General features: G+C 58.3%; 23 protein-coding genes, 1 tRNA gene and 2 pseudogenes. 18 read left to right on the forward strand and 8 right to left on the reverse strand.

Translation table 11 applies throughout. The annotated features are described in order from the left end of the window. Window positions 1-46: 46 nt before the first annotated feature. A complete protein-coding gene (locus tag PverR02_RS07585; protein WP_079443042.1) occupies window positions 47-1,486 on the forward strand; it encodes a DegQ family serine endoprotease in 1,440 nt (479 codons plus the stop codon). Window positions 1,487-1,551: 65 nt separating this feature from the next. On the opposite strand, the gene PverR02_RS07590 is transcribed toward PverR02_RS07585, so the two are convergent. Further along, window positions 1,552-2,985, reverse strand: a complete 1,434-nt coding sequence (locus PverR02_RS07590; protein ID WP_057004971.1) for a M48 family metalloprotease — start codon at window positions 2,983-2,985, stop codon at window positions 1,552-1,554. A gap of 95 nt (window positions 2,986-3,080) precedes the next feature. On the opposite strand from PverR02_RS07590, the gene PverR02_RS07595 reads away from it, so the two are divergent. Then, entirely contained in the window at window positions 3,081-3,320 is a 240-nt protein-coding gene (locus tag PverR02_RS07595) for a sulfurtransferase TusA family protein (protein WP_017844915.1), read from the forward strand. Between the two features lie 32 nt (window positions 3,321-3,352). Then, window positions 3,353-4,423 (forward strand): AI-2E family transporter, encoded by a 1,071-nt coding sequence (locus PverR02_RS07600; RefSeq protein WP_079443043.1) that lies wholly within the window; start codon window positions 3,353-3,355, stop codon window positions 4,421-4,423. A gap of 38 nt (window positions 4,424-4,461) precedes the next feature. Here PverR02_RS07600 and PverR02_RS07605 read toward each other — a convergent pair whose 3' ends face one another. Both PverR02_RS07605 and PverR02_RS07610 read right to left on the reverse strand, forming a co-directional pair. Continuing rightward, entirely contained in the window at window positions 4,462-4,935 is a 474-nt protein-coding gene (locus PverR02_RS07605; RefSeq protein WP_046384366.1) for a peroxiredoxin, read from the reverse strand. A 10-nt stretch (window positions 4,936-4,945) separates the two neighbouring features. Then, complete coding sequence (locus PverR02_RS07610) at window positions 4,946-5,506, reverse strand: glycine cleavage system protein R (RefSeq protein ID WP_003172487.1); 561 nt, start codon at window positions 5,504-5,506, stop codon at window positions 4,946-4,948. Between the two features lie 273 nt (window positions 5,507-5,779). Here PverR02_RS07610 and dapA point away from each other — a divergent pair, with 273 nt between their 5' ends. The 5 genes from dapA (at window position 5,780) to PverR02_RS07635 (ending at window position 9,468) form a co-directional block, all read left to right on the forward strand. Beyond that, the gene (dapA, locus tag PverR02_RS07615; RefSeq protein WP_017844918.1) at window positions 5,780-6,658 is read left to right on the forward strand and encodes a 4-hydroxy-tetrahydrodipicolinate synthase; all 879 of its coding nucleotides are present in this window, start codon (window positions 5,780-5,782) and stop codon (window positions 6,656-6,658) included. Window positions 6,659-6,675: 17 nt separating this feature from the next. After that, window positions 6,676-7,791, forward strand: coding sequence for an outer membrane protein assembly factor BamC (gene bamC, locus PverR02_RS07620; RefSeq protein ID WP_046384365.1), 1,116 nt, complete (start codon window positions 6,676-6,678; stop codon window positions 7,789-7,791). Window positions 7,792-7,795: 4 nt separating this feature from the next. Then, complete coding sequence (locus PverR02_RS07625; RefSeq protein ID WP_079443044.1) at window positions 7,796-8,554, forward strand: MBL fold metallo-hydrolase; 759 nt, start codon at window positions 7,796-7,798, stop codon at window positions 8,552-8,554. A 27-nt stretch (window positions 8,555-8,581) separates the two neighbouring features. Continuing rightward, a complete protein-coding gene (purC, locus tag PverR02_RS07630; protein WP_017844921.1) occupies window positions 8,582-9,295 on the forward strand; it encodes a phosphoribosylaminoimidazolesuccinocarboxamide synthase in 714 nt (237 codons plus the stop codon). 83 nt (window positions 9,296-9,378) lie between these two features. Beyond that, a tRNA-Ser gene (locus tag PverR02_RS07635) sits at window positions 9,379-9,468 on the forward strand. Between the two features lie 856 nt (window positions 9,469-10,324). Here PverR02_RS07635 and PverR02_RS07640 read toward each other — a convergent pair. Then, window positions 10,325-11,143, reverse strand: a complete 819-nt coding sequence (locus PverR02_RS07640) for a DUF6236 family protein (protein ID WP_152031989.1) — start codon at window positions 11,141-11,143, stop codon at window positions 10,325-10,327. A gap of 453 nt (window positions 11,144-11,596) precedes the next feature. Here PverR02_RS07640 and PverR02_RS07645 point away from each other — a divergent pair, with 453 nt between their 5' ends. The 3 genes from PverR02_RS07645 to PverR02_RS07655 all read left to right on the forward strand — a co-directional run bounded on the left by PverR02_RS07645 (window position 11,597) and on the right by PverR02_RS07655 (window position 12,649). Next, window positions 11,597-11,899 (forward strand): type II toxin-antitoxin system HigB family toxin, encoded by a 303-nt coding sequence (locus tag PverR02_RS07645; protein WP_079443046.1) that lies wholly within the window; start codon window positions 11,597-11,599, stop codon window positions 11,897-11,899. Window positions 11,900-11,902: 3 nt separating this feature from the next. Next, a complete protein-coding gene (locus tag PverR02_RS07650) occupies window positions 11,903-12,274 on the forward strand; it encodes a helix-turn-helix domain-containing protein (RefSeq protein WP_079443047.1) in 372 nt (123 codons plus the stop codon). Between the two features lie 138 nt (window positions 12,275-12,412). Beyond that, the gene (locus tag PverR02_RS07655) at window positions 12,413-12,649 is read left to right on the forward strand and encodes a hypothetical protein (RefSeq protein ID WP_079443048.1); all 237 of its coding nucleotides are present in this window, start codon (window positions 12,413-12,415) and stop codon (window positions 12,647-12,649) included. An 83-nt stretch (window positions 12,650-12,732) separates the two neighbouring features. Here PverR02_RS07655 and PverR02_RS07660 read toward each other — a convergent pair whose 3' ends face one another. Further along, complete coding sequence (locus PverR02_RS07660; protein ID WP_079443049.1) at window positions 12,733-13,593, reverse strand: DUF6216 family protein; 861 nt, start codon at window positions 13,591-13,593, stop codon at window positions 12,733-12,735. Between the two features lie 134 nt (window positions 13,594-13,727). Here PverR02_RS07660 and PverR02_RS07665 point away from each other — a divergent pair, with 134 nt between their 5' ends. Further along, complete coding sequence (locus PverR02_RS07665; RefSeq protein WP_079443050.1) at window positions 13,728-14,021, forward strand: hypothetical protein; 294 nt, start codon at window positions 13,728-13,730, stop codon at window positions 14,019-14,021. Between the two features lie 15 nt (window positions 14,022-14,036). Here PverR02_RS07665 and PverR02_RS07670 read toward each other — a convergent pair. Then, window positions 14,037-14,831: pseudogene (locus PverR02_RS07670) on the reverse strand (EAL domain-containing protein); the annotation flags it as partial. A 298-nt stretch (window positions 14,832-15,129) separates the two neighbouring features. On the opposite strand from PverR02_RS07670, the gene PverR02_RS33030 reads away from it, so the two are divergent. Further along, a complete protein-coding gene (locus PverR02_RS33030) occupies window positions 15,130-15,471 on the forward strand; it encodes a helix-turn-helix domain-containing protein (RefSeq protein ID WP_057004978.1) in 342 nt (113 codons plus the stop codon). A gap of 370 nt (window positions 15,472-15,841) precedes the next feature. Here PverR02_RS33030 and PverR02_RS07680 read toward each other — a convergent pair whose 3' ends face one another. Beyond that, entirely contained in the window at window positions 15,842-16,780 is a 939-nt protein-coding gene (locus tag PverR02_RS07680) for a LysR family transcriptional regulator (protein WP_079443052.1), read from the reverse strand. A 158-nt stretch (window positions 16,781-16,938) separates the two neighbouring features. Here PverR02_RS07680 and PverR02_RS07685 point away from each other — a divergent pair, with 158 nt between their 5' ends. The 5 genes and pseudogenes from PverR02_RS07685 to PverR02_RS33040 all read left to right on the forward strand — a co-directional run bounded on the left by PverR02_RS07685 (window position 16,939) and on the right by PverR02_RS33040 (window position 22,754). Further along, window positions 16,939-18,258, forward strand: a complete 1,320-nt coding sequence (locus PverR02_RS07685; protein WP_079443053.1) for an MFS transporter — start codon at window positions 16,939-16,941, stop codon at window positions 18,256-18,258. 13 nt (window positions 18,259-18,271) lie between these two features. Beyond that, window positions 18,272-19,501: a Zn-dependent hydrolase gene (locus tag PverR02_RS07690; protein ID WP_079443054.1), complete on the forward strand. Its 1,230-nt coding sequence runs from the start codon at window positions 18,272-18,274 to the stop codon at window positions 19,499-19,501. 87 nt (window positions 19,502-19,588) lie between these two features. Continuing rightward, window positions 19,589-20,614 (forward strand): histone deacetylase family protein, encoded by a 1,026-nt coding sequence (locus tag PverR02_RS07695; RefSeq protein WP_079443055.1) that lies wholly within the window; start codon window positions 19,589-19,591, stop codon window positions 20,612-20,614. 514 nt (window positions 20,615-21,128) lie between these two features. Beyond that, window positions 21,129-21,896: pseudogene (locus tag PverR02_RS33035) on the forward strand (MCP four helix bundle domain-containing protein); the annotation flags it as partial. After that, a complete protein-coding gene (locus PverR02_RS33040) occupies window positions 21,891-22,754 on the forward strand; it encodes a methyl-accepting chemotaxis protein (RefSeq protein WP_370737569.1) in 864 nt (287 codons plus the stop codon). The pseudogene PverR02_RS33035 and the gene PverR02_RS33040, both read left to right, overlap by 6 nt. A gap of 36 nt (window positions 22,755-22,790) precedes the next feature. Here PverR02_RS33040 and PverR02_RS07705 read toward each other — a convergent pair whose 3' ends face one another. Further along, window positions 22,791-23,000, reverse strand: coding sequence for a cold-shock protein (locus PverR02_RS07705; RefSeq protein WP_046384355.1), 210 nt, complete (start codon window positions 22,998-23,000; stop codon window positions 22,791-22,793). Window positions 23,001-23,031 lie beyond the last annotated feature (31 nt).

The following is a 23,031-nucleotide window of genomic DNA, read 5'->3' on the forward strand; positions in this document are numbered from 1 at the left end:
TTCCAGAACCCTGTCGCCCAACCCTGCTCGTCGTAACGGGAGCTGTATGTCGATACCACGCTTGAAGTCCTATTTATCCATAGTCGCCACATTGTTGGTGTTGGGTCAGGCCGTGCCCGCGCAAGCGGTCGAGCTGCCTGATTTCACCCAATTGGTCGAGCAGGCCTCGCCTGCCGTGGTGAACATCAGTACCACGCAAAAACTGCCCGAGCGCAAAGTCTCCGACCAGCAGATGCCGGACCTGGAAGGCCTGCCGCCGATGCTGCGCGAGTTCTTCGAGCGTGGCATGCCGCAACAACGCGCGCCCCGTGGCGGTGGCGGTGGCCAGCGTGAAGCGCAGTCCCTGGGCTCAGGCTTCATCATCTCGCCCGATGGCTACATCCTGACCAACAACCATGTGATTGCCGACGCTGACGAGATCCTCGTCCGTCTGGCTGACCGCAGCGAGTTGAAAGCCAAGCTGGTCGGCACTGACCCACGTTCCGACGTGGCGTTGCTGAAGATCGACGGCAAGGACCTGCCTGTGCTGAAACTGGGCAAGTCCCAGGACCTGAAGGCCGGGCAATGGGTCGTGGCGATCGGTTCGCCGTTTGGCTTTGACCACACCGTGACCCAAGGCATCGTCAGCGCCATCGGCCGCAGCCTGCCCAACGAAAACTACGTGCCGTTCATCCAGACCGACGTACCGATCAACCCGGGTAACTCCGGTGGCCCGCTGTTCAACCTGAACGGCGAGGTGGTCGGCATCAACTCGCAGATCTACACGCGCTCCGGTGGCTTCATGGGCGTGTCGTTCGCCATCCCGATCGACGTGGCCATGGACGTTTCCAACCAACTCAAAAGCGGCGGCAAAGTCAGCCGTGGCTGGTTGGGCGTGGTGATCCAGGAAGTGAACAAGGACCTGGCCGAGTCCTTCGGCCTCGACAAGCCGGCCGGTGCGCTGGTCGCTCAGATCCAGGACGACGGCCCGGCAGCCAAGGGCGGCCTGCAAGTCGGCGACGTGATTCTGAGCATGAACGGCCAGCCGATCGTCATGTCGGCAGACCTGCCGCATTTGGTGGGCGCGCTCAAGGCGGGCAGCAAAGCCAAGCTGGAAGTGATCCGTGAAGGCAAACGCCAGAACGTTGAACTGACCGTCGGCGCCATTCCGGAAGAAGGCGCGACCCTCGATGCCCTCGGTAGCGCCAAGCCGGGCGCCGAGCGCAGCAGCAATCGCCTGGGTATTGCCGTGGCCGAGCTGACGGACGAGCAGAAGACGGCCTTCGACCTGAAAAGCGGCGTGGTGATCAAGGAAGTGCAGGACGGTCCTGCCGCGTTGATCGGCCTGCAGCCAGGCGATGTGATCACTCACCTGAACAATCAGGCCATCGACAGCACCAAGCAGTTCACCGACATCGCCAAGGCGCTGCCGAAGAACCGTTCGGTCTCGATGCGCGTCCTGCGTCAGGGCCGTGCCAGCTTCATTACCTTCAAGCTGGCTGAGTAACACCGGCGCATCAAAAAGCCCCGCCTTCGTTTAACGAGGGCGGGGCTTTTTTGTGGGCGGTGGGTTTAGCCCATCATTCCTTTCACCAAGCGTTCCTGTTCGATCAGTTCACGCTGGCGTGCGTCGATACGTGACGACAGTGGGAAGTTGCTGCCGGCACGGCGCTTGGCGAAGTCCAGTTGTTGAATGGCTTGCTGGAAGTCGCCGACCAGGGCGAAGTACTCGGCGCGCGCCTGGTGCAGGCCGATGATATTGCCGGACAAACCGCGCGTTTCGGCGACCTGGTACCACACGTCCGGATCGTCCGGGCGCGACTTGAGCAAACCGTCCAGGGCCTTTTCCGCATCGGCGGTGCGGTTCTGTTTGAGTAAAAGGTCCACTCGCACCTGGTTCAGCGGATAGTTGCCGGGGTACTGGGTGAGCATCCGGTCAGTGCGTTGCTGGGCATCCGGCAAGCGGTTGTTGGTGATGTCCAGTTCGATCTGTGCCAGGTTGTAGGTAATGTCGTTGGGCGACTTGGCCAACAGCGGGGCCAGGTTTTCCCGGGCTTCCTTGAGCTTGGTTCCCTTGATTTGGGCGATGGCCAGACCATAGCGCGCCACGTCGCTTTTCGGGTTTTCGTCCAGTTGGGCCTGGAAGCGCTTGGCGGCGAGGCCTGGCGTGTCTTCGTATTTCAACTGCACCCGTGCGCGAATCAATTGATAACGCAGGCTGTCTTCGGTGCCGCCGAGCTTGGCCTGTTCGGCGCGGTTGCGGGTGTCGGCGATGCGCGATTCGGTCACCGGGTGAGTCAGCAGGAATTCCGGCGGCTTGGCGTCGAAGCGGTATTGACGCATCAGGCGCTCGAACATGGTCGGCATGGAGCGTGGGTCGTAACCGGCTTTCTCCAGGTTGAGGATGCCGATGCGGTCGGCCTCTTGTTCATTCTGGCGCGAGAAGCGCCGTTGTTCCTGGATCGCCGCGGCCTGGGTGCCGGCAATTGCAGCAATGCCGGCGTCGCCCGCACCGGCTGCGGCGGCAATGATGCCGCCGAGCATCGCGGCCATCATCGGGATCTGCATGCGCTGTTGCGCTTCGACGCCGCGGGCGAAGTGGCGCTGAGACAAGTGAGCCAATTCGTGGGCCAGCACCGAGGCGTATTCACCTTCGGTCTGGGCGTTGAGGAACAGCCCGCCGTTGACCCCGACGATACCGCCAGGCGCGGCAAAGGCGTTGAGCTGCGGGCTGTCGATCAGGATGAACTCCAGGCGGCGGTCATTGACCTGGCTGGTCTCCACCAGTTTGTACACGCTGGTTTCGACGTAATCCTTGAGCTGCGGATCGTTGAGCTGCGCGACCTGGCCGCGTAAGTAGGCAAGCCAGGCGCGGCCCAGTTGGTATTCCTGTTGTGGCGAGACAATGGCTGAGCTGGCGTCGCCAAGTGACGGCAGGTCGTCGGCAAAGGCCGGGGAGGCCAGCAGGCAGGCCAGCGTCAGCAGGGTGGGGCGCAAAAAAGTCATGCACAGAGCCTTTCGACAAAGAGCTTACTGTAGCCGGACACTGAGCGTCGGACCAGATATTCTAAGCAACCTGAACGCTTGCCCGGAGTAAAACCATGACCGACGCTGTAGCCTTTGATGCCGAACTCGATGCCAGCGGCCTCAATTGCCCGTTGCCTTTGCTCAAGGCCAAACTCGAACTCAATCGATTGGCCAGCGGCGCGGTGCTCAAAGTCATCGCCACGGATGCCGGTTCCCAGCGTGATTTCCGCACCTTTGCCAGGCTGGCCGGTCATACCCTGGTGCATGAAGAAGACGCCGCCGGTGTCTACCGTTATTGGTTGCGCAAGGCCTGAAGCGTCCGTTTCCCACCACCCGAGGTTGATTGATGTTCAAAGTGTTACGAGACTGGATTCAGCGCTACTTCTCCGACGAGGAAGCCGTGGTGCTGGCGGTCCTGCTGTTCCTGGCCTTTACCGCCGTCCTCACCCTGGGCGGCATGCTCGCCCCGGTGCTGGCGGGGATGGTGCTGGCCTACCTGATGCAGGGGTTGGTCACCACCCTGGAGCGTCTGCGCTTACCGGGCGCGGCGGCAGTGGGGCTGGTATTTGCTTTGTTCATGGGGCTGTTGCTGGTATTTATCGTGGTGGTCGTGCCACTGCTGTGGCACCAGTTGATCACCCTGTTCAATGAGTTGCCCGGCATGCTCGCCAAATGGCAGTCGCTATTGCTGCTGTTGCCGGAGCGCTACCCGCATCTGGTGTCGGATGAGCAGGTCTTGCAAGCCATCGAAGTGGCGCGCGGCGAGATCGGAAAGTTCGGGCAGTGGGCGGTGACCTTTTCCCTGTCCAGCCTGCCGTTGCTGGTCAACATCATGATCTACCTGGTGCTGGTGCCGATCCTGGTGTTTTTCTTCCTCAAGGACCGCGCGATGATCGGCCGCTGGGTAAGTGGCTATCTGCCGCGTGAGCGTGCGCTGATCACCCGGGTGGCCGAGGAGATGAACCGGCAGATCGCCAACTACATTCGCGGCAAGGTGATCGAGATCATCATCTGTGGCGGCGTGACCTACATCGCCTTTATTGCCCTGGACCTGAACTACGCGGCGCTGCTTGCATTGCTGGTGGGCATTTCAGTGGTGGTGCCGTATGTCGGCGCGGTGGTGGTGACGGTGCCGGTCACGTTGATCGCCTTGTTCCAGTGGGGCTGGAGCGACCAGTTTATCTACCTGATGGCGGTGTACGGCATCATCCAGACCCTGGACGGCAACGTACTGGTGCCGCTGCTGTTCTCGGAGGCGGTCAACCTGCATCCGGTGGCGATCATCTGCGCGGTATTGTTGTTCGGCGGGTTGTGGGGGGTCTGGGGCGTGTTCTTTGCGATCCCTCTGGCGACGCTGTTCAAGGCGGTGCTGGATGCATGGCCGCGGCAGGAACCGGTGGTGGCGCCCTTACTCTGAAGCGAGGGGAGGGCGCGTGCGCCCTCTCCCGATGATGCTCACGCGTTATGCAAAGCCTGGGCGGCCGCCAGCACGGCGTCCACATGCCCTGGCACTTTCACGCCACGCCATTCCTGGCGCAGCACGCCATCCTTGTCGATCAGGAAGGTGCTGCGATCCACGCCCAGGTATTCCTTGCCATACAGCTTCTTCAGCTTGATCACATCAAACAGCTGGCAAACCGCTTCGTCCTTGTCGCTGATCAGCTCGAACGGGAATTCCTGCTTGCCCTTGAAGTTCTCATGGGACTTCACGCTGTCGCGCGACACGCCAAACACTTCGGTGTTGGCTGCCTTGAACGCTGCGTACTGGTCACGGAAACCCTGGCCTTCGGTGGTGCAACCCGGGGTGCTGTCCTTCGGGTAGAAGTAGATCACCACTTGCTTGCCCTTGAGGGCTGCGAGGCTGAAGGTCTGGCCGCTGGTGGCCTGGGCTTCGAAATCGGCTACGGGTTTGTCGATGACTACCGCCATGGGGGCTTCCTTACATTGGGTTCTGTGGGCGCCACGGCTCGATCAAGGCGTCGAGGTTCAGGGCATCGGCGAAGTCGAGGAACTGGTCGCGCAGCCAACTGATCTGCACGCCGGCCGGCAAGGTCACGGTAAACGTGGCGTTGAGCATGGTGCCGCCGGTTTGCGGTGCCTGGTAGGTGTCGCAGGTGAGGTTTTCCAGCTCGACGTTATGGTCGATGAAGAACTGGCACAACTCGTTGACGATGTCCGAGCGGTAGGCCGAGCTGACATACGCCACGTAAGGCAGGGCCTGCGGGCGGTTTTCCAGCGCGGCGCTGCGTACCACATTGACGGTGAAGTCGTGCTTCTTGGCCAGGCCCGGCAGGCCGGTCTCCAGGCGTGCCAGGGCGTCCCAGGTGCCGGAAATCTGCAGCACCAGCGCACTGCACTCGCCATGGCGGGTGAGGCGGGAGGTGACGACGGCGCAGCGGTTTTCATGGCTGGCGCGGCACAGGACGTTGGTCAGCTCCATGGGGTTGGCGCCGAGGGCACTGATAACAAGGAATTGTTCGCGAACTGTGGGGGTGGACATGCAGCCTTCCTAAAACGATGAGCGGTCGATACGGTGAGGGCTGTATCGATCAAAGCATGAAGGGTAGCGAAAAGCGTCGCCAAGGGATAGGAGGTGGCGTTTTCATTGCGTGATCGGCGGGTTTTTACCCCGTCTCGACCCGCACTTTCGCGCAATGATGGCAATGCCCGTCGTTTAGTTGCGCCAGAACGCATCCTCAGGCGGTACTTCGCTTGTACAAGCATCTTGGCGCCAGTACCATTACGGCTCTCTTTTTCCGGCAGGAGCGGTTGCATGATTGCGGGCAGTATGGTGGCACTGGTCACACCCATGGATGCACAAGGTCGTCTCGACTGGGATAGCCTGGGCAAACTGGTGGACTTCCACCTGCAAGAGGGCACCAACGCCATTGTGGCGGTCGGCACCACAGGTGAGTCGGCCACTCTCGACGTGGAAGAACACATCCAGGTCATCGAGTTCGTGGTCAAGCGTGTCGCGGGCCGTATCGCCGTGATCGCCGGTACGGGCGCCAACTCGACGCGTGAAGCGATCGAGCTGACCAGGAACGCCAAGAAAGCCGGCGCCGACGCCTGCCTGCTGGTGACCCCGTACTACAACAAGCCGACCCAGGAAGGCCTGTACCAGCACTTCCGCACCATTGCCGAAGCGGTCGATATCCCGCAGATCCTCTATAACGTGCCAGGTCGCACCGCGTGCGACATGAAGGCCGAGACCGTGATCCGCCTGTCCACCGTGCCGAACATCATCGGCATCAAGGAAGCCACCGGCGACCTGCAGCGCGCCAAGGACATCCTGGCAGGCGTGAGCAGCGACTTCCTGGTGTATTCCGGCGACGATGCCACTGCTGTCGAGCTGATCCTGCTGGGCGGCAAGGGCAACATCTCGGTGACCGCCAACGTGGCCCCGCGTGCCATGAGCGACATGTGCGCCGCCGCCCTCGCCGGCGATGCCGTGACCGCGCGTGCGATTCACGAGAAGCTGATGCCGCTCAACAAGACACTGTTTATCGAATCCAACCCTATTCCCGTGAAATGGGCGCTGTTCGAGATGGGCATGATGCCGGACGGTATCCGTCTGCCGCTCACCCGCCTCAGCGAAGCCTGTCACGAACCGCTGCGACAGGCCCTGCGCCAGTCCGGCGTCCTGGTTTAATTGAGGAAGCACTACGCATGAAGCGATTGGCCGGACTTTCCGCACTTGCCTTGATTATCTCCAGCACCAGCGGCTGCGGTTGGATCTGGGGCCCGGAAGGCTACTTCCGTGACCGCGGCAGCGATTACCTGGAAGCACAAGCAACCAAACCGATGCAACTGCCGCCGGACGTCAACGTCGCCAAGCGCCTTGACCCGTTGCTGCCGATTCCACGCAATGTCGCCGACGACACTGCCAAGGGTGAGTACGTGGTGCCGCGTCCACAGCCGATCTCGGCCGTGGCGAATACCAGCGACTACAGCCTGCAGAAGAGCGGCGATTCGCGTTGGATCGTGGCACAGCGCCCACCTGCCGAAGTCTGGCCGGTGGCGGTGCAGTTCTTCCAGGACAATGGCTTTCGCATCGACGAGCAGCGCCCGCAGACCGGTGAGTTCACCACGGCGTGGCAGCAAGGCAGCGAGCTGTCCGCCAGCATGGCCAAGCGTTTGCAGTCCGGCGGTATCGCCGCTGACAGCGAAGCCCGTGTACGTGTACGCATCGAGCCTGGCGTGCAGCGCAATACCAGTGAAGTCTATGTGGTCAGCGCCGAGCGTCCTGCCGGCAGCACATCCAACGTCGAGTTCACCAACCGCTCGGTCAACACCGGCGTCGACGCCGCACTGGTCGACGAGATGCTGGCCAGCATGAGCCGTATTTCCGAGAAGGGCGGTTCGATCTCCCTGCTCGCCGCACGCGATTACGATACCCCGAGCCGCGTCAGCCTCACCGAAGACGGCAGCGGCAACGTGGTGCTGAACCTGGGTGAAGATCTGGACCGTGCCTGGGCCAGTGTCGGTCGCGCGTTGGAACAAGGCCCTTGGCGTGTTGAAGACATCAACCGCAGCCTGGGCCTGTACTACATCAACGTGGCGGAAAAAGCCGAGAAGAAAGACGCCGAGCCAGGTTTCTTCAGCAAATTGTTCGGCAGCGCGCCGACCAAGGAAGAGATCGAAACCCGCGCCGAGCGTTATCAGATTCGTTTGAGCAAGGTTGGCGACAGCGTGCAAGTCACCGTCGAGAAGAACATCAACACCGTTGCGCCAGCTGAAACAGCGCGCAAAGTGTTGGGCGTGATTCAGGACAACCTGGGCTGATCCGATGCGTTTTGCCGTTCTCGGCAGCGGTAGCCAAGGGAACGGCACGCTGGTCGCTCAAGACGACACGTATGTGCTGGTGGATTGTGGTTTCTCGTTAAGGGAAACCGAGCGGCGCCTGCTGCGCCTGGGGGTTCACCCCTCGCAGCTGAGCGCGATTCTGGTGACCCACGAACATGCCGACCATGTGCATGGCGTGGGTTTGCTGTCTCGGCGCTACAATCTTCCGGTGTACCTGAGTCGCGGCACCTTGCGCGGGATGCGCAAACCCATTGAACCCGCAGGCTTCCTGGCCGGTGGCGAGCAACTGCAGATCGGTGCCTTGTGCATCGATGTGATTGCCGTGGCGCATGACGCCCAGGAGCCGACGCAGTATGTATTCAGTGGCGGCGAGCGACGTTTCGGCGTACTCACCGACCTGGGTTCCTACTGCGCCAAGGTGCTGGACGGTTACCGGGATCTCGATGCATTGATGATCGAGTCCAACCACTGCCGAGACCTGTTGGCTCGCGGTCATTACCCGTACTTTCTCAAGCAACGGGTGGGCGGCGAACTCGGGCATTTGAACAACCACCAGGCGGCGTACCTGGTGTATGAGTTGGGCTGGCAAGACCTGCAACACCTGGTCCTGGCCCACCTGAGCAGCAAGAACAACCTGCCGCAGCTGGCCCGGCAATGTTTTGTCGATACCCTTGGGTGCGACCCGGACTGGCTGCAACTGGCCGATCAAGATTCAGGGCTCGACTGGCGACACATCGCCTAGCCCACCTCACTCAAAGCGGAGCCCATCATGGAAAAACGTGAAGAACTCTACCGCGGCAAAGCCAAGTCGGTGTACAAGACCGACGACGCCAACCGCCTGATCCTGCTGTTTCGCAACGACACTTCGGCGTTCGACGGCAAGCGCATCGAACAACTGGATCGCAAGGGCATGGTGAACAACAAGTTCAACGCCTTCATCATGCAGAAACTCGAAGCGGCCGGCATTCCGACCCAATTCGATAAACTGCTGAGCGACAACGAGTGCCTGGTCAAGAAGCTGGACATGATCCCGGTCGAATGCGTCGTGCGTAACTACGCCGCTGGCAGCCTGGTCAAGCGCCTGGGCGTGGAGGAGGGCCTCAAGCTCAACCCTTACACGTTCGAGCTGTTCCTGAAGGACGACGCCAAGGGCGACCCGTTCATCAACGAATCCCACGTCGTGGCGTTCGGCTGGGGCACCGCCGAGCAACTGGCGCGCATGAAGGAACTGTCCCTCAAGGTCAACGACGTGCTGAGCAAGCTGTTCGACGACGCCGGCCTCTTGCTGGTCGACTTCAAGCTTGAATTCGGCGTGTTCCACGACGGCTCCATCGTCCTGGGCGACGAATTCAGCCCGGACGGCTGCCGCCTGTGGGACAAGGACACCAAGAAGAAGATGGACAAGGACCGCTTCCGCCAAGGCCTCGGTGATGTGATCGAAGCCTACGAAGAAGTCGCCAAGCGCCTCGGCGTACCGCTGTAATCGACGCAAGCATCTGATAGCACGGAAAAAAATCGCTTCGGCGCTTTGCTTTCCAGAGACAGGCTGTTATGATGCGCGCCGTTGGAGAGATGCCAGAGTGGCCGAATGGGACGGATTCGAAATCCGTTGTACCTTCACCGGTACCTAGGGTTCGAATCCCTATCTCTCCGCCATTATTAAATACGACTAAGCCCCTGAAATGGTTGAACATTTCAGGGGCTTTTTCGTTGTTGGGGTTTGGTTTAGGGCAATTCTCAAGGCTCGCCCAGCAGCCTTCCATCACTCATAAGGATTTGGTGATGCGATACCCGCTACCGCACCTTGTTGCGCGGCTCTCCCGCCGCTGCCTACTCAAGCAATGTGGTGGTCTCCGTAGAAGGCGCAGCAGGCGTTATTCAGTACGCCGAAGCGCGCACGTACCTGCAGCTTTTGGATCGGGGTGAAAAAACCATGAACTCCCCCGAAAGCGAATATCACTTCGAGCTGAAAGATGCTTACTTTGTTCGAGTCCGTGTTGATGCTGCCAAACGCGCACCGATTCTCTTTCGAATGTCTTGCCAAAACTGGGGGGGGGGGCCCGTGGTACGCCGGGCTCAAGGGATCTACTCGTGGGAGCCGGTCCCGATCACATGGCACGCGAGGTGGAAGCCGCATTGGCCTGGTTGCAACATCAAGGTGAGTAGGGCCAGCGGTTAGCCAAATTGGCGAGCGGGAGCTATCCGTTGCTGAGCAGATGCGGCAGCTGGGACTGGAGCCATCGGCGGATAGGACTTATCGCAACTGGGCCCAGCGACTGCATGATCGAATGATTGCTGAGTTATCGAGACGCTCTGAGAGACGCGGTACTTGACCAGCTGTCAGCCGATAGTGCGTCAAAGCTTTATCACTGTGTCGTTGTGGAAGCACACTTGAAACGCCTACTTTGTAGGTTTTCTGTTAGAGAGTAAAAAGATCTCAGGTTGGTTGCTTGCATCTCCGTATAGGACGGATCCCCATCGCTATCGAGTTATAAAGGTTGGACGAGTGATGTCATATTTTGTTGAGGTTGACCAAATAAGAGAGCGCCTTTAGATCCTTCGGGATTTCAGTCGCTGTAAATAGTTTTGCAGGTTCAAGGCTAATGAAACCCAATGCTTCTTTGATGACCTGACTTTTGTCTCCTGTTAGTAAAGCACTGGCCAACGAAAAAGTGCTTTCGATGTTAAGGCTGATGTTGAAGCTGGAAGCAACTCTTCGTAGTAGGCCTTTCGTAGCTGAGGCATTGACGTTGGTTATGGATTTTTTGAGGTTTGCTATTGCTGTCACTAAAGCTCTCTCGGTGTCTGGCTGAGAAAGAATCAGTTGGTAGATGTCGTCTAGATGATTTCGAAATTCTAAAAGTTCATCTTCTCTCTTGTCTTTGTAGTTTAATATGTCATCGAAAGATGATTCTGGGCTTGGAATCGGTAGGCATTCATAAATTTTTATTTCGATCCCTGGGTTCTTCGTAAGCTGGTTCTCGCTCGGAGAGAGCTTGTGATTCGCCAGGCTCCACTGCCCAGGTTGGACACTATGGCGTATCTTCAGGGCATTTTCGATTAGGTTTAGTTTTGTGTGCTTTGGCTGAAATGTAGAGCCCTCGTCGTGCAGCGTGTGCTCTAAGATCCCAGCGCTCTCGAGAAATTTATCGTCAGGTGTTGATTTAAAACCTATTCTGGTAGTTTTTGGGATGTCAATTTTGTCAAAGTAAAGTAAGTATTTTTTAAAGGTGTCAGGGTGAATGGTTCCTAAGTAGCTAATATTTTTATGTGTGTCGAGATCTAGTGAGGGTGCTATAACTATCCCTCTCATGTTGTTTTCAATAGTCATGTTGTGTGTGCTTTATAAGTTGGGTCTGATTTTAATTTAAATTATCAGGGGTTGCTGATTGAGTCTAGTGAAGGCGTTTAAAAGTTCTAATTGATAACGTTTCGCACGCATCAAATTTCCCCGGCGATGAGCGAGAGTAAACCCAGGCTCTATAGCTACCACTGGCAAAATACTCGACTCGGCTGGCTCCGGGATCATCCACTTTGTGCTGAATGCTCTCGTCGCGGTCGCACCGGCGCCGCAGTGATCGTGGACCCTTTGATCCCCACCACGGCGACGTACATCTCTTCTGTGACCGCGACGGCTTCTCCAACGACCCGATCATGGCGGGTGTCTGACTGCAAAATTTTTTATGATTTCAGTTTGGCGTTTCTGAGTGTGGGGGAGTATCAGGACACGGCAAACAGATGAAACGCACTTGTGTGAGTCCCACCGTGGGACTAGGATCATTCTATGAGAATCATCGCGATCAGCCAGCTCAAGACTTTTTGGCAGAAGTATCCGGATTCAGAGCAATCCCTCCTTGCCTGGATTGACGAGGTCAAGAAAGCGAGCTGGCAGACGCCCGCAGACATCAAAGGCCAGTTTCGCCATGCGAGCGTTCTCAAGAGCCGCCGGGTCGTGTTCAACATCAAGGGCAATGACTACCGGCTAGTGGTCGCTGTGGCCTACCGCTACAGCGCTCTCTATATCAAATTTGTCGGCACACATAAGCAGTACGACGCCGTTGACGCAGATACTGTTGAAATGGAGTAACCCATGAACATTCGCCCCATTCATACCGAACAGGATTACCAAGAAGCGCTGAAGGCTGTCTCGCCGCTGTTCGATAATGAACCAGAGCCAGGGACTCCTGAAGGGGATTACCTAGAGGTAATGATTACGCTGATCGAAGCTTATGAAGCGAAACACTTCCCGGTTGACCTGCCCAGCCCGGTGGATGCCATACGTTTCAGGATGGAGCAGTCCGGTTTGTCAGCGACAGACCTTGTGCCTGCCATCGGGCGCAAGAATCGGGTTTATGAGGTTCTGAACGGGAAGCGAGCTCTTACGCTGCCGATGATTTGGAAACTGCATGAGATGTTTGGGATTCCGGCGGAGAGTTTGATTAAGCCGGTAAAAGCTCTGTAGTACTGAGCTAGTTTGATTTGCTGAAAAATCCGGGCTTCTGATAAGAGTGCCGGATTTTTTTGCCTGCCGTTCATGGCTGACCGACATCGGTGGCCGCAAGGGCTTCTTCAACAACCCGATCATGGCGGGCGTCTGGCCGTGAAACGCTGGAAACCCGGACGGCTGCGCGCCGCCTTGCAGCAGTGGCTCGGCGTGCCCATTGGCTTGGCTGAAAGGGCCTTCTGGCAAGAGTGGTTCAGCACCTCCAGCAGTGGCAACGCCGTGTCGGTCGATTCCGCCATGCGGCTGGACAGCATCTTCGGCGCTTCGCTGTCAGCGGAAGAGGCCGCAGCGAAGGTCTTCGCCAAACGTCCTATGAGCCTGCTCGTAGTCTAGAAAAGGCTTCGGGGTGTGATCAATCCAGCGAGGCGACTCTAACGGTGTAATGTAAGAGTCGCAAAGCTATTCAGCTGGATGGGTTATTTTTTGAAAATTTGTTTTTTGGGTGGATGAATTTTTTCGTGGAGTTTTTTTGCAACATCTGATCTGGATATTCGCACCAATATACAGAACACGGAGAAAATCGAAATTGCGACGATTGCCAGAAGAAGCCCTCGTTGCCCCTTGAGCCCATTGTTTACATGCTCACGGTATTTGTCCTCGCCAAAGAGCGAGCAGATGATGTTGATATTTTTTTCTGAGAATTCGTGATTGATAAATTTTTTAAGTGATTCCGGTGACTGGCACTCTTTCTCTGTTAGCGTTGGGTTGGATTTGAAAAAGCTGAATTTAGCATCGCCCTCGGATAGGTAAAATGACGGAGCTTCCGGAGCGTCTTTCAATGAAACCATCAGGTATTTTGCGTTCGTAAGTGGTACTGAAATGCTGATAATTACGAAGAAAAAGAAGAGTAGCGCAAAAAACGCACATTGAGCTTTTTTCGAAAACAGGGCCTCTTTAAATTTTAGGCTGTTAAAGTTTTTCCAGTCTATATATTTTCTTGCTCGTGCAACATCTCTATGGCAGAAGCCATTTTTCTTGATCCATTCCTCGGCGAGTTTGGTGTCAACCAAGTTCTGTGCGGGTATGTTGAACTCGAATCGGTAGTATTCAACTTCCCTGAGGTTTTTTCGTACTTGTTCGTAGTCTTCGGTTTCAAATTTTGTGGAGCCGCCGAAAAAGCGCCACATTAAGTCGCGTAGGAATATCAGTGAGCCTGAACGTGAATAAATGTACAAAGCTAACAAACAGATGGCGATACCGCTACCTAAGCTTGCCAGTGTTGCATAGTTTTCAAATGTCCAGTTTACGATGTTGTCGTTGAAGTTTTGCTGTGACACAGAGTCATCCTTGATTTAGTTCTGATGGAAGGTTTAATTGGCTTTTTAGCCATTAAGCAATAGGCATTTTTAACTCGTCCTTAAGTTTTGTGTCTGCGGCGATAGAGGTCTATACCCTACAGGGAGGATAACCCATGTCCGACACCACCCGCGACCAGTTCAAACAGGTTTCCTCCGGGCTGGAGTGTGCCTCCGGCACCTTCAGCAAACAGGCCGAGGAGACCATGAGCGAAGCGCGCAAGGCTGGCGGTTTATCCGAGCAAACCAAGGCCACCGCGCCTGAGGAATCCGTTGCCTGGATCTCTGGGCTGCAGTTGACCAGAAAATGCAAGGACGCTTCCAGGTTTAGCCACTTCGCACCGGGTTGGATATTAGAGAAACCTTGCGAAGGTCTGCACTTCAGTCAGCGCTCGACATTGAATTTTTGACATGCCACGAACCATTCAATTGTCTTTGAGCCAATTATCTATGTGCGAATGATGCATGGGCTGCGAAAAGTAATAACCTTGGACAAAAAAACAACCCAGGCTAATCAAGGATTCCAATTCCTCGCGAGTTTCCACGCCCTCGGCTATACATTCCAGTTGCATGTCACTGCTCAAAGCAACTAGAGACTTTACAATTTTGTAGCGGGTGGGGTTTTCGTCAATGCCAGTAATAAAGGTTCGATCTATTTTTATTTTAGTGAGCGCCAGCGAAAGTAGTTGGCTAAGGCTGGAGTATCCAGTGCCGAAATCGTCAAGGGCCACTCCGCAACCTAGCCGACAGAACCTGTCAATAGTATGTTGCACTTTAACAACATCCTGCATGATCGCTGTTTCGGTTATTTCCAGGTCCAGTCGCCTGGCGTCGAAATGGCTGGCCTTGATGATTTCGATTATTTGTCCGGCGATTTCGTCTGAAGCGCAGTCGTGCGCGGACAAGTTAAAAGAAAGGCAAATGTGGCGGGGCCAGTCAGAGGCAATCAGCAATGCCTTGCCGAGCAGGTGAGTGGTCAGGCGATTTATCAGGCCGATCCGCTCGGCAATCGGAATGAACTGGCCGGGAGGCACGTCACCTAGCTCTGGGCTGTTCCAGCGTGCCAATGCTTCGAACGCTACGGTGCGCCAGCTGCGCAAATCAATCACCGGCTGAAAAACCAGGCTGAATTCGTGCTCGATATCGACCTGGCGTAACGCCTGTTCGATCATGCCTTGTCGTGTCAGTTGTTGAAGGTGGGAAGGTGTGAGCATGAACGTTTACCCCCCAGTTACCCAACCATAGGCAATAGGAGCGGTGTTTTTTGACCTGTAACGACAAATAAATGCTGGGTGCTTCTCAAACGCGGGTACCTGCAGGCACCAAAAATCAATCGCATTTTCCGGCAGGCATAATTTTCGGCGTCCATGGGAAAATTCCTTAGCAATTCAACATCGTTCAGATAGTCAAAAAATGACTATACTGAAATTGGCTAGAAAATAATAGCAATCTAGCCTTTTTATGATCTTCCTGGGGAGGTGAATAGGTGTAAGCATTTGATTTTAAGTGATATTTCAGATGAAGCAAAGTGCCACTATACGTATAGGCAAGCGAATCAAGCACTTACGACTAGACAATAAATGGACACAGGCCGCCCTTGCCGAAGCACTGGGGTGTGAGTCGATGACAGTGAGTCGTTACGAGAGGGGCGAATACGCCCCTAGCATCGAGATGTTGGAGCGAATCGCTGACGTCCTGGGCGTAGGACTGGATGCTTTTTTCACGAGCCGGGATCACGCTGAACCAACCGCCGCGAACCTTCGCCACTGCCTATGCGACATTGCCTATCAAGCAGATGAAACGTCGCTGAAAGAAATTATTGGCGCGGCAAAAAGGATCTTGAAGAATCGAGAGCCATAGCAGTGCTCGGTTCAATTCACCTGATAGGTGGCGCAGGATACTGAGTAGAGTCAGGCGCGGTTCATTATTTTTTGAAGGTGGTTGTTTAAGCTTCATTAAGTATAGGAATGTATAATGTTATTTCTGTTCCTGCTGCTAGATGAGTGCATCAGAGATGTGTTCGTTGGTATTGATGAACTTTTTTAAAGTTCGGCCTGGCCGGTGTGACAGGTGTCATTAATCGGCGAAGCAAAAACGATTTTCTCAACGAGCTGAACTTTAGTTGACGAGGAAAGAGTCTACAAAGTTCGCCGAAGTCCAGGATGAACAAGCCAAGGCCCTATTGAGTTCGCCTGAGAGAACCGTCTGATAAATCGCTAAATACATTCGACTACCGCGCCAGACGAGTCAACAGACTGTCGATAAACACTGTTTCTGCGCGACTCATCTTCTGCTCCCGATGCCACAACACATGGATATCCACATCCGCAATCCCCTCGTCCGGCGGTAATCGCCAGAGCAGTCCGTTCTGCACATCCTCCGCCACCACATGAATCGGCAGGCAGCCCAGGCCAAACCCGGCGATGACCAGGCGGCGCACTTCTTCCAGGCTGGATGACGACGCCACGATCCGCCCGCTGAACCCCTGCTGATCGCGGAATATGGTCAACGGCGAGAGCATCCCGCCGATCTGGTCGCTGGTAAAACTGACGAAGTTTTCCGACTGCAAGTCCCCTTCGGCCAAGCCGCTGCGGCCGAACAGTGGGTGGTGTTTGCCGCAGAAAAAACCATAGCGCTGGTGCAGGAACAGATGTTGTTCCAGGCGCGGCTGTGGCCGGCGGTTGAGGCTCAGGCCCAGGGTGGCGGTTTTTTCCAGCAGGGCGGCGACGATGTCGGAGCTGCGCATTACCTCGACCTCCAGGTCGACCCGCGGGTGTTCGCGGTGAAAGTCGGCCAGGAACTCATCGAAGGTGTTGGAGTTGATGCGGCTGATCATCAGCAGGCGCACTTTGCCGATCACTTCATCGCCGGGTTTTTGCAGGGCGTTGCTCATCTGCGAGACCTGGCCGTACATCTCGCCAGCGATGGCGAAGATCTGTTCGCCGGCCTCGGTCAGTACGAAGCGCGGGCCACGGCGGGCGATGAGTTGGCAGTCGAGTTGTTCTTCCAGGCGTTTGAGGGCCTGGCTGATGGCCGGCTGAGTCAGGTGCAGGCGTGCGGCGGCGCGGCTGATGCTCAGTTCCTGGCCAATGACGCGGAAGGTGCGCAGCAGGTTCCAGTCCAGGCGGTCGTTGAGCAGCGGGTGAATATCGCGACGGGTTTCGGGCATGGCGCGGCTCAATAATAAGCAGGATTTATAATTGGAATAATAAATAGAAAATTGACTAATCATAGCCCCGCGACGATAAATCACCCTCAACAAGCGTCATCAGAGCGCATGCGTTCGACCTTTCTCCTGCCAAAAAAATAACCAAAGGAGCCCGCCCCATGAAGCCTTCCGCTTCGCCCCAGCCTCGCCGTGCTGCGGCCGCCGCTTTCATCGGCACCATGATCGAGTGGTACGATTTTTACATCTACGCCACCGCCGCCGCGTTGGTGTTCGGTCAGCTGTTTTTTCCTTCCGAAGATAAATTGTTCAGCACCATGGCCGCGTTCGGCACCTTTGCCGTGGGCTTTTTCGCGCGGCCGTTGGGCGGCATTGTGTTCGGGCATATCGGCGATCGCATCGGCCGCAAGAAGTCGCTGGTGATCACTCTGCTCATGATGGGCGTGGTCACGGTGTGCATCGGGTTGTTGCCGAGCTACGCGCAGATCGGCGTCGCGGCGCCGGTCCTGCTGGTGCTGTTGCGCATCGTGCAGGGCATCGCCGTCGGTGGCGAGTGGGGCGGGGCGGTGTTGATGGCCGGCGAGCACGCGCCAAAGGGCCGCCGCAATTTCTTTGCCTCCTTTGCCCAGTTGGGCAGCCCGGCGGGCTTGATTCTGTCGCTGCTGGCGTTCAGCGCGGTGACCCGTTTGCCCGAAGAAGACCTGCTCAGTTGGGGCTGGCGTCTGCCGTTCCTGGCCAGCGCCTTGCTGTTGATCGTTGGCCTGGCGATTCGCCTGGGGGTGAACGAGTCGCCTGAGTTCCTCGAAGACAAAGCCTTGGCCGAAAAGGCGCGGGCGCTCAAGCCGGACCAGGCCCCGGTGATCGAGGTGCTGAAGACCGCCTGGCGCCCGCTGCTGCTGTGCATCGGTGCCAACACCCTGGGCATCGCCGGCGTGTATTTCACCAACACTTTTATGATTGCCTACAGCACTCAGCAACTGGGCCTACCGCGCTCGTTGATTTTGGAGTGCCTGTTCGTCGTCGCCATCATCCAGTTCTGCGTACAGCCCCTGGCGGCTTGGGTCGCGGAGAAGGTCGGCGCCACGCGTTTCCTCTGCGCGATGACGGTGCTGGCGATGGCGTCGCCTTACCCGATGTTCGTACTGGTCAGCAGCGGTGAGGCGCCGTTGATCATCCTCGGCATCGCCCTGGCGGTGGTGTGCATGGCCTCGTTTTATGCGGTGATCGCGGGCTTTGTCAGCGGCCTGTTTGAAACCCGCGTGCGCTACACCGCGATTTCCCTGGCCTATCAGGTGTGCGGTGCGCTGGCCGGTGGCCTGACGCCGTTGATCGGCACCTGGCTGGCCCACGAATACCAAGGCCAATGGTGGCCGATGGCAGTGTTTTACAGCCTGATCGCGGCGGTCTCGCTGGTGAGCGTATTGGCCTTGTCGCGCCGCCACGCCACCGCCCACCGCCTGGAAATGGCCCCTGGTGTTTAATGGAGCGGGTGCAATGTTGAAGATTAAGGGTGAGCGTCTATGGGCCAGCCTGATGGCCATGGCCGAAGTCGGCGCGACCGCGCGCGGCGGCAGTTGCCGCCTGGCGTTGAGCGCTGAAGACCACGCCGGTCGCGAGCTGTTCAGCCACTGGTGCAAGGCCGCCGGGCTGAGCCTGAGCATGGACGCCATCGGCAACCTGTTCGCCCGGCGTGCCGGTACGGATAAGGACGCCGCGCCGGTGATGATCGGCAGTCACCTCGACACCCAGCCGGAAGGCGGCCGCTTTGACGGTGTCTACGGCGTGCTGGCCGGCCTGGAGGTGATGCGCAGCCTCGACGACCATGGCATCCAGACCCGCAAGCCGCTGGAAATCGCGGTATGGACGAACGAGGAGGGCGCCCGTTTCACCCCCGCCATGCTCGGCTCCGCCGTGTTCACCGGTACCTTGGCGCTGGACCAAGCCCTGGCCACCACCGATGCCGACGGCATCAGCGTGGCCGACGCCTTGCGCACAATCGGCTGCCACGGCGAGCGTGCCCTGGGCGGGGCGGTGGATGCGTATTTCGAAGCCCATATCGAGCAAGGCCCGATCCTTGAGGACCACGCCAAGAGCATCGGCGTGGTCAGCGGCGGCCAGGCGATTCGCTGGCTCGATGTGCGGGTCGAAGGGCTGGCCGCGCATGCTGGCACCACACCGATGCCGCTGCGCAAGGACGCGCTGTATGGCGCCGCGAAAATGATCCAGGCCCTGGAATGCCTCGCCATGGATTTCGCCCCCCAGGGCCTCACCACCGTCGGCGAGTTGAGCATTGCCAAGTCTTCGCGCAACACCATTCCCGGTTTGCTGACCTTCACCGTCGACCTGCGCCATCACCGCGACGCCGACATTGAGGCGATGGAGCAGCAGGTCAGGGCGCGCTTGCAGGCCATCGCGCAGAAGCGCGGCCTGAGCGTCACCATCAGCCCTCACTGGATCAGCCCAGCGACGCCGTTCGATGCCGAATGCGTGGCCTGCGTGCAAGCGGCGGTGGACGCCTTGGGTTACAGCCAGCAGCCCATCGTCAGCGGCGCCGGCCACGATGCCATCCACCTCGCACGCTATTGCCCGACGGCGATGATCTTCATCCCCTGCGTCGGCGGCCTCAGCCACAACGAAGCCGAAGACGTACTGCCCGAGGACGTGCGCCAGGGCGCCGATGTTTTACTCAACGCCGTGTTGAAACGTGCCGGCCAAGCCAACTGACCGCCTCATTCAGGACGACTGAAGACGACCTGCCGGGCCGCAGGCAAGCCAGCGCCCACCGGCAGCGTGTTCACTCAGGAGATTCCCATGCAAACGTTCTTCCACCCCGAACAACTCCTGCATCATCCGCGCAGCTACTACTCCCGTGGCCAGATGCGAACGCCGCAGGAAGTCCCCGAGCGCGCCCGCAATCTGCTGCGGGCCGCGCAAACCCTGGGGTTTGAGATTGTGTCACCCGAGGACCACGGCCTTGAGCCGCTGCTGGCGGTACACGCTGCGCCCTACCTGACATTCCTTCAGGAGGCTTACCCGCGCTGGAAGGAAATCCCGGAAGAGTGGGGCGACGAAGTCATGTCCAACATCTTCGTGCGTGAACCCAACGCCCTGCGCGGCATCCTCGCCCAAGCCGCACGCTACCTGGCGGATGGCAGTTGCCCGGTCGGCGAACGGACCTGGCGCTCGGCCTATTGGTCGGCCCAAAGCGCCGTTGCTGCCGCCAAGGCCGTCCTCGATGGCGCGCCCGCCGCCTACGCGCTGTGTCGCCCCCCCGGTCATCACGCACGCTTCGATGCGGCGGGCGGCTTCTGCTACATCAACAATGCCGCGGTGGCGGCGCAGGTGTTGCGCGAAGGCTTCCAGCGCGTCGCGGTGCTGGATACCGATATGCATCACGGCCAAGGCATTCAGGAGATTTTCTACGACCGCGACGACGTGCTCTACGTGTCGATCCACGGCGACCCGACCAACTTCTACCCGGCTGTCGCCGGTTTTGCCGACGAGCGCGGCAACGCGGCCGGCGAAGGTTTCAACCTCAACCTGCCGATCCCCCACGGTGCCAGCGAGGCGGTGTTCTTTGAACAGCTCGAACTGGCCCTCAAGGCGCTGAAGGACTTTTCTGCGGATGTGCTGGTGCTCTCCCTGGGCTTCGATATCTACGAACTGGACCCGCAAAGCAAAGTCGCGGTGACGCGGGACGGGTTTGCGCGCTTGGGTGAGCACATCCGCGGCCTGGGGTTGCCCTGTGTGATCGTGCAGGAGGGCGGGTATCACCTGGAGACGTTGGACAGCAATGCGCAGGCGTTCTTCAGCGGCCCGCAGGCTTGGGCGAAGTAACCGAGTATCGGTTTTGTGGAGGTGTGATATCTTTGTGCCATCATATGTCGTGACGATCACGGAGGATGGTATGAAGAAGCTGTTATTGGTCGGGGTTTTGGTGGTGTTGGCGTGTAGCCCGTTTTTTGCCGCGGCGTGTCCGAAGGGGACACATCCGGTCGGGGGCACGGGGTCGCACCACAAAGGTGGGACTTGTCAGTAGTCGATGGCTCGACAAGGCGTGTGAAGTCGCGGTTCGAGCGTCAACCCCGTGCGGGTGCGCTTGAGGGCGGTTAACCGATGCCCGCAGCGAAAAGCCTGCCGAACCGAGCGTTCTGCAGGCTTTTTCGTTTCAGATGGAGAGATCAGGTTCTTTCCCGTGTAGGGATTTTTCCGCATACGCAAATCTCCCTGTAATCCTGCATGACTGATCGCAGGCGCACGCGGGGAAATGGATGACGTCTCTAAAGTCCTGATCCTGGCGGCCGAAATGCTCTTGTATGACATCTGATCACTAATAAAAGAGCCTCGAAAAATGTCCTTACGTAGCCTGTCCATCGCCCGTCGCGCGGGCCTGGGTTTTGCCCTGATTGCTTTGCTGGTGGCCGTACTCGGTTTTTTTGCGCTCTCGAACATGGCCAGCATTCGTGAAAGTGCAGTCCAGGTCGAGCGTGGGCTGGTGCCTAAAATGCGTCTGGTCTCGGATATCCGCGAGATCATGTTGCGCATTCGGACCATCTCTTTGCGCATGGCGCTGGACCCGAACCCGGCAAGCGTCCCGCAATACCGCAGCCAGATGGACACGCGCAGCCAGGACCTGAGCAAAAAGCTGGCCGACCTCGACGCCGTGATCGACAGCCCCGAAGTGCGCGCGTTGTATGAGCAGTTCCAGGTCTCGCTGCGCCAGTACCAGCAAGGGCTGACCCGCTCGTTTGCGCTGGCCGACCAGCAACAGGGGGCTGAGCTCAACAAGTTGCTGTTGGTGGATATGAAAACCGTGGTCGATGGCTCCGGTGCTCAGCTCAACGCATTGGCCGACTACTACAACGCGCAGATCAACCAACAGGGGCAGGCGGCCGAGGCGCAGTATGGCCGTTCGCGCACGATGGTCTTCGGCTTTGTGCTCCTGGCCGCCTTGAGTACCGTGGCGCTGGCCTGGCTGCTGACACGCAGCATCGTCGGCCCGCTGAGCCATGCGGTGCGGGCCGCGGAAAACGTCGCCCGTGGCGACCTGACCGAAACGGTGGCGGTGACCGGCGACGACGAAGTGACCCGCTTGCTCGTGGCGCTGCAGAGTATGCAAGCCAGCCTGCGCGGCACCTTGCAGCTGATTCGCCAGTCGGCCGGGCAGTTGGCGTCGTCGGCTACCGACCTGAACGGCATCACCGATCAAAGCAGCCGCAGCCTGCAAAAGCAGACCGCGGAAATCGAGCTGGCCGCCACTGCCGTCAATGAGATGACTTCCGCAGCTGACGAGGTGGCGCGCAACGCGGTGTCCACCTCCGAGTCCACGCGGGTGTCCAATGAAACGGCGCGCGAAGGCCAGCATCGCGTGGGCGAAACGGTCAGCGCGATTCAAGCCCTGAGCAGCAACATCGGCGAGACCTCGACCCTGGTGCAACACCTCGCCGAGCAATCGCGGGATATCGGCAAGGTACTCGACGTGATTCGCTCCATCGCCGAGCAGACCAACCTGCTGGCCCTCAATGCCGCCATCGAAGCGGCGCGGGCCGGGGAGTCCGGACGCGGTTTTGCGGTCGTGGCCGACGAAGTGCGCGCCCTGGCGCACCGCACCCAGCAATCGACCCTGGAAATCGACCAGATGGTCAGCGCCATGCGCGCGGGTTCCGACCACGCACTGACCTCGATGCAGTCGAGCACCGCACGCGCCACCGACACCCTGGCGTTGGCGGAAGGCGCCGGCGGTGCCTTGAGCCAGATCACCGATTCCATCGACCAGATTCACCAGCGCAACCTGGTCATCGCCAGCGCCGCCGAGGAGCAGGCCCAGGTCGCCAAGGAAGTCGATCGCAACATCGTCAACATTCGCGACTTGTCGGCGCAATCGTCTTCCGGCGCCGGGCAGATCAACGGCGCGAGCCGGGAACTGGCGCAACTGGCGGTCGCACTGAACGAGGCGGTGGCACGCTTTCAGCTGTAGTGAAGTGCGCCGCGAGTGGCGGCGCGCAGGATGGCGCTAATTCAGCGTCGGTTCTTCCACGATCCTGATATTGACCGCTTGCCACTCGCCCCCCGGCCCCCGTTCCAATTCGTAGGTGACGGTTTGCCCTTCGCGCAGCACCTGACCACCCTGGGCGGTGCTGCTGCGAAAGAAAACGTCCTGTGCATCGTGGGCGGCAGTTTCGCTGCTGATGAAGATTGCAGTCTGTGGAGTCTTTCTGGACATGGCCGTTCTCCATTTTCAGTGCAATACATGG

It is taken from the genome of Pseudomonas veronii, assembly GCF_002028325.1.
GTDB lineage: Bacteria > Pseudomonadota > Gammaproteobacteria > Pseudomonadales > Pseudomonadaceae > Aquipseudomonas > Aquipseudomonas veronii.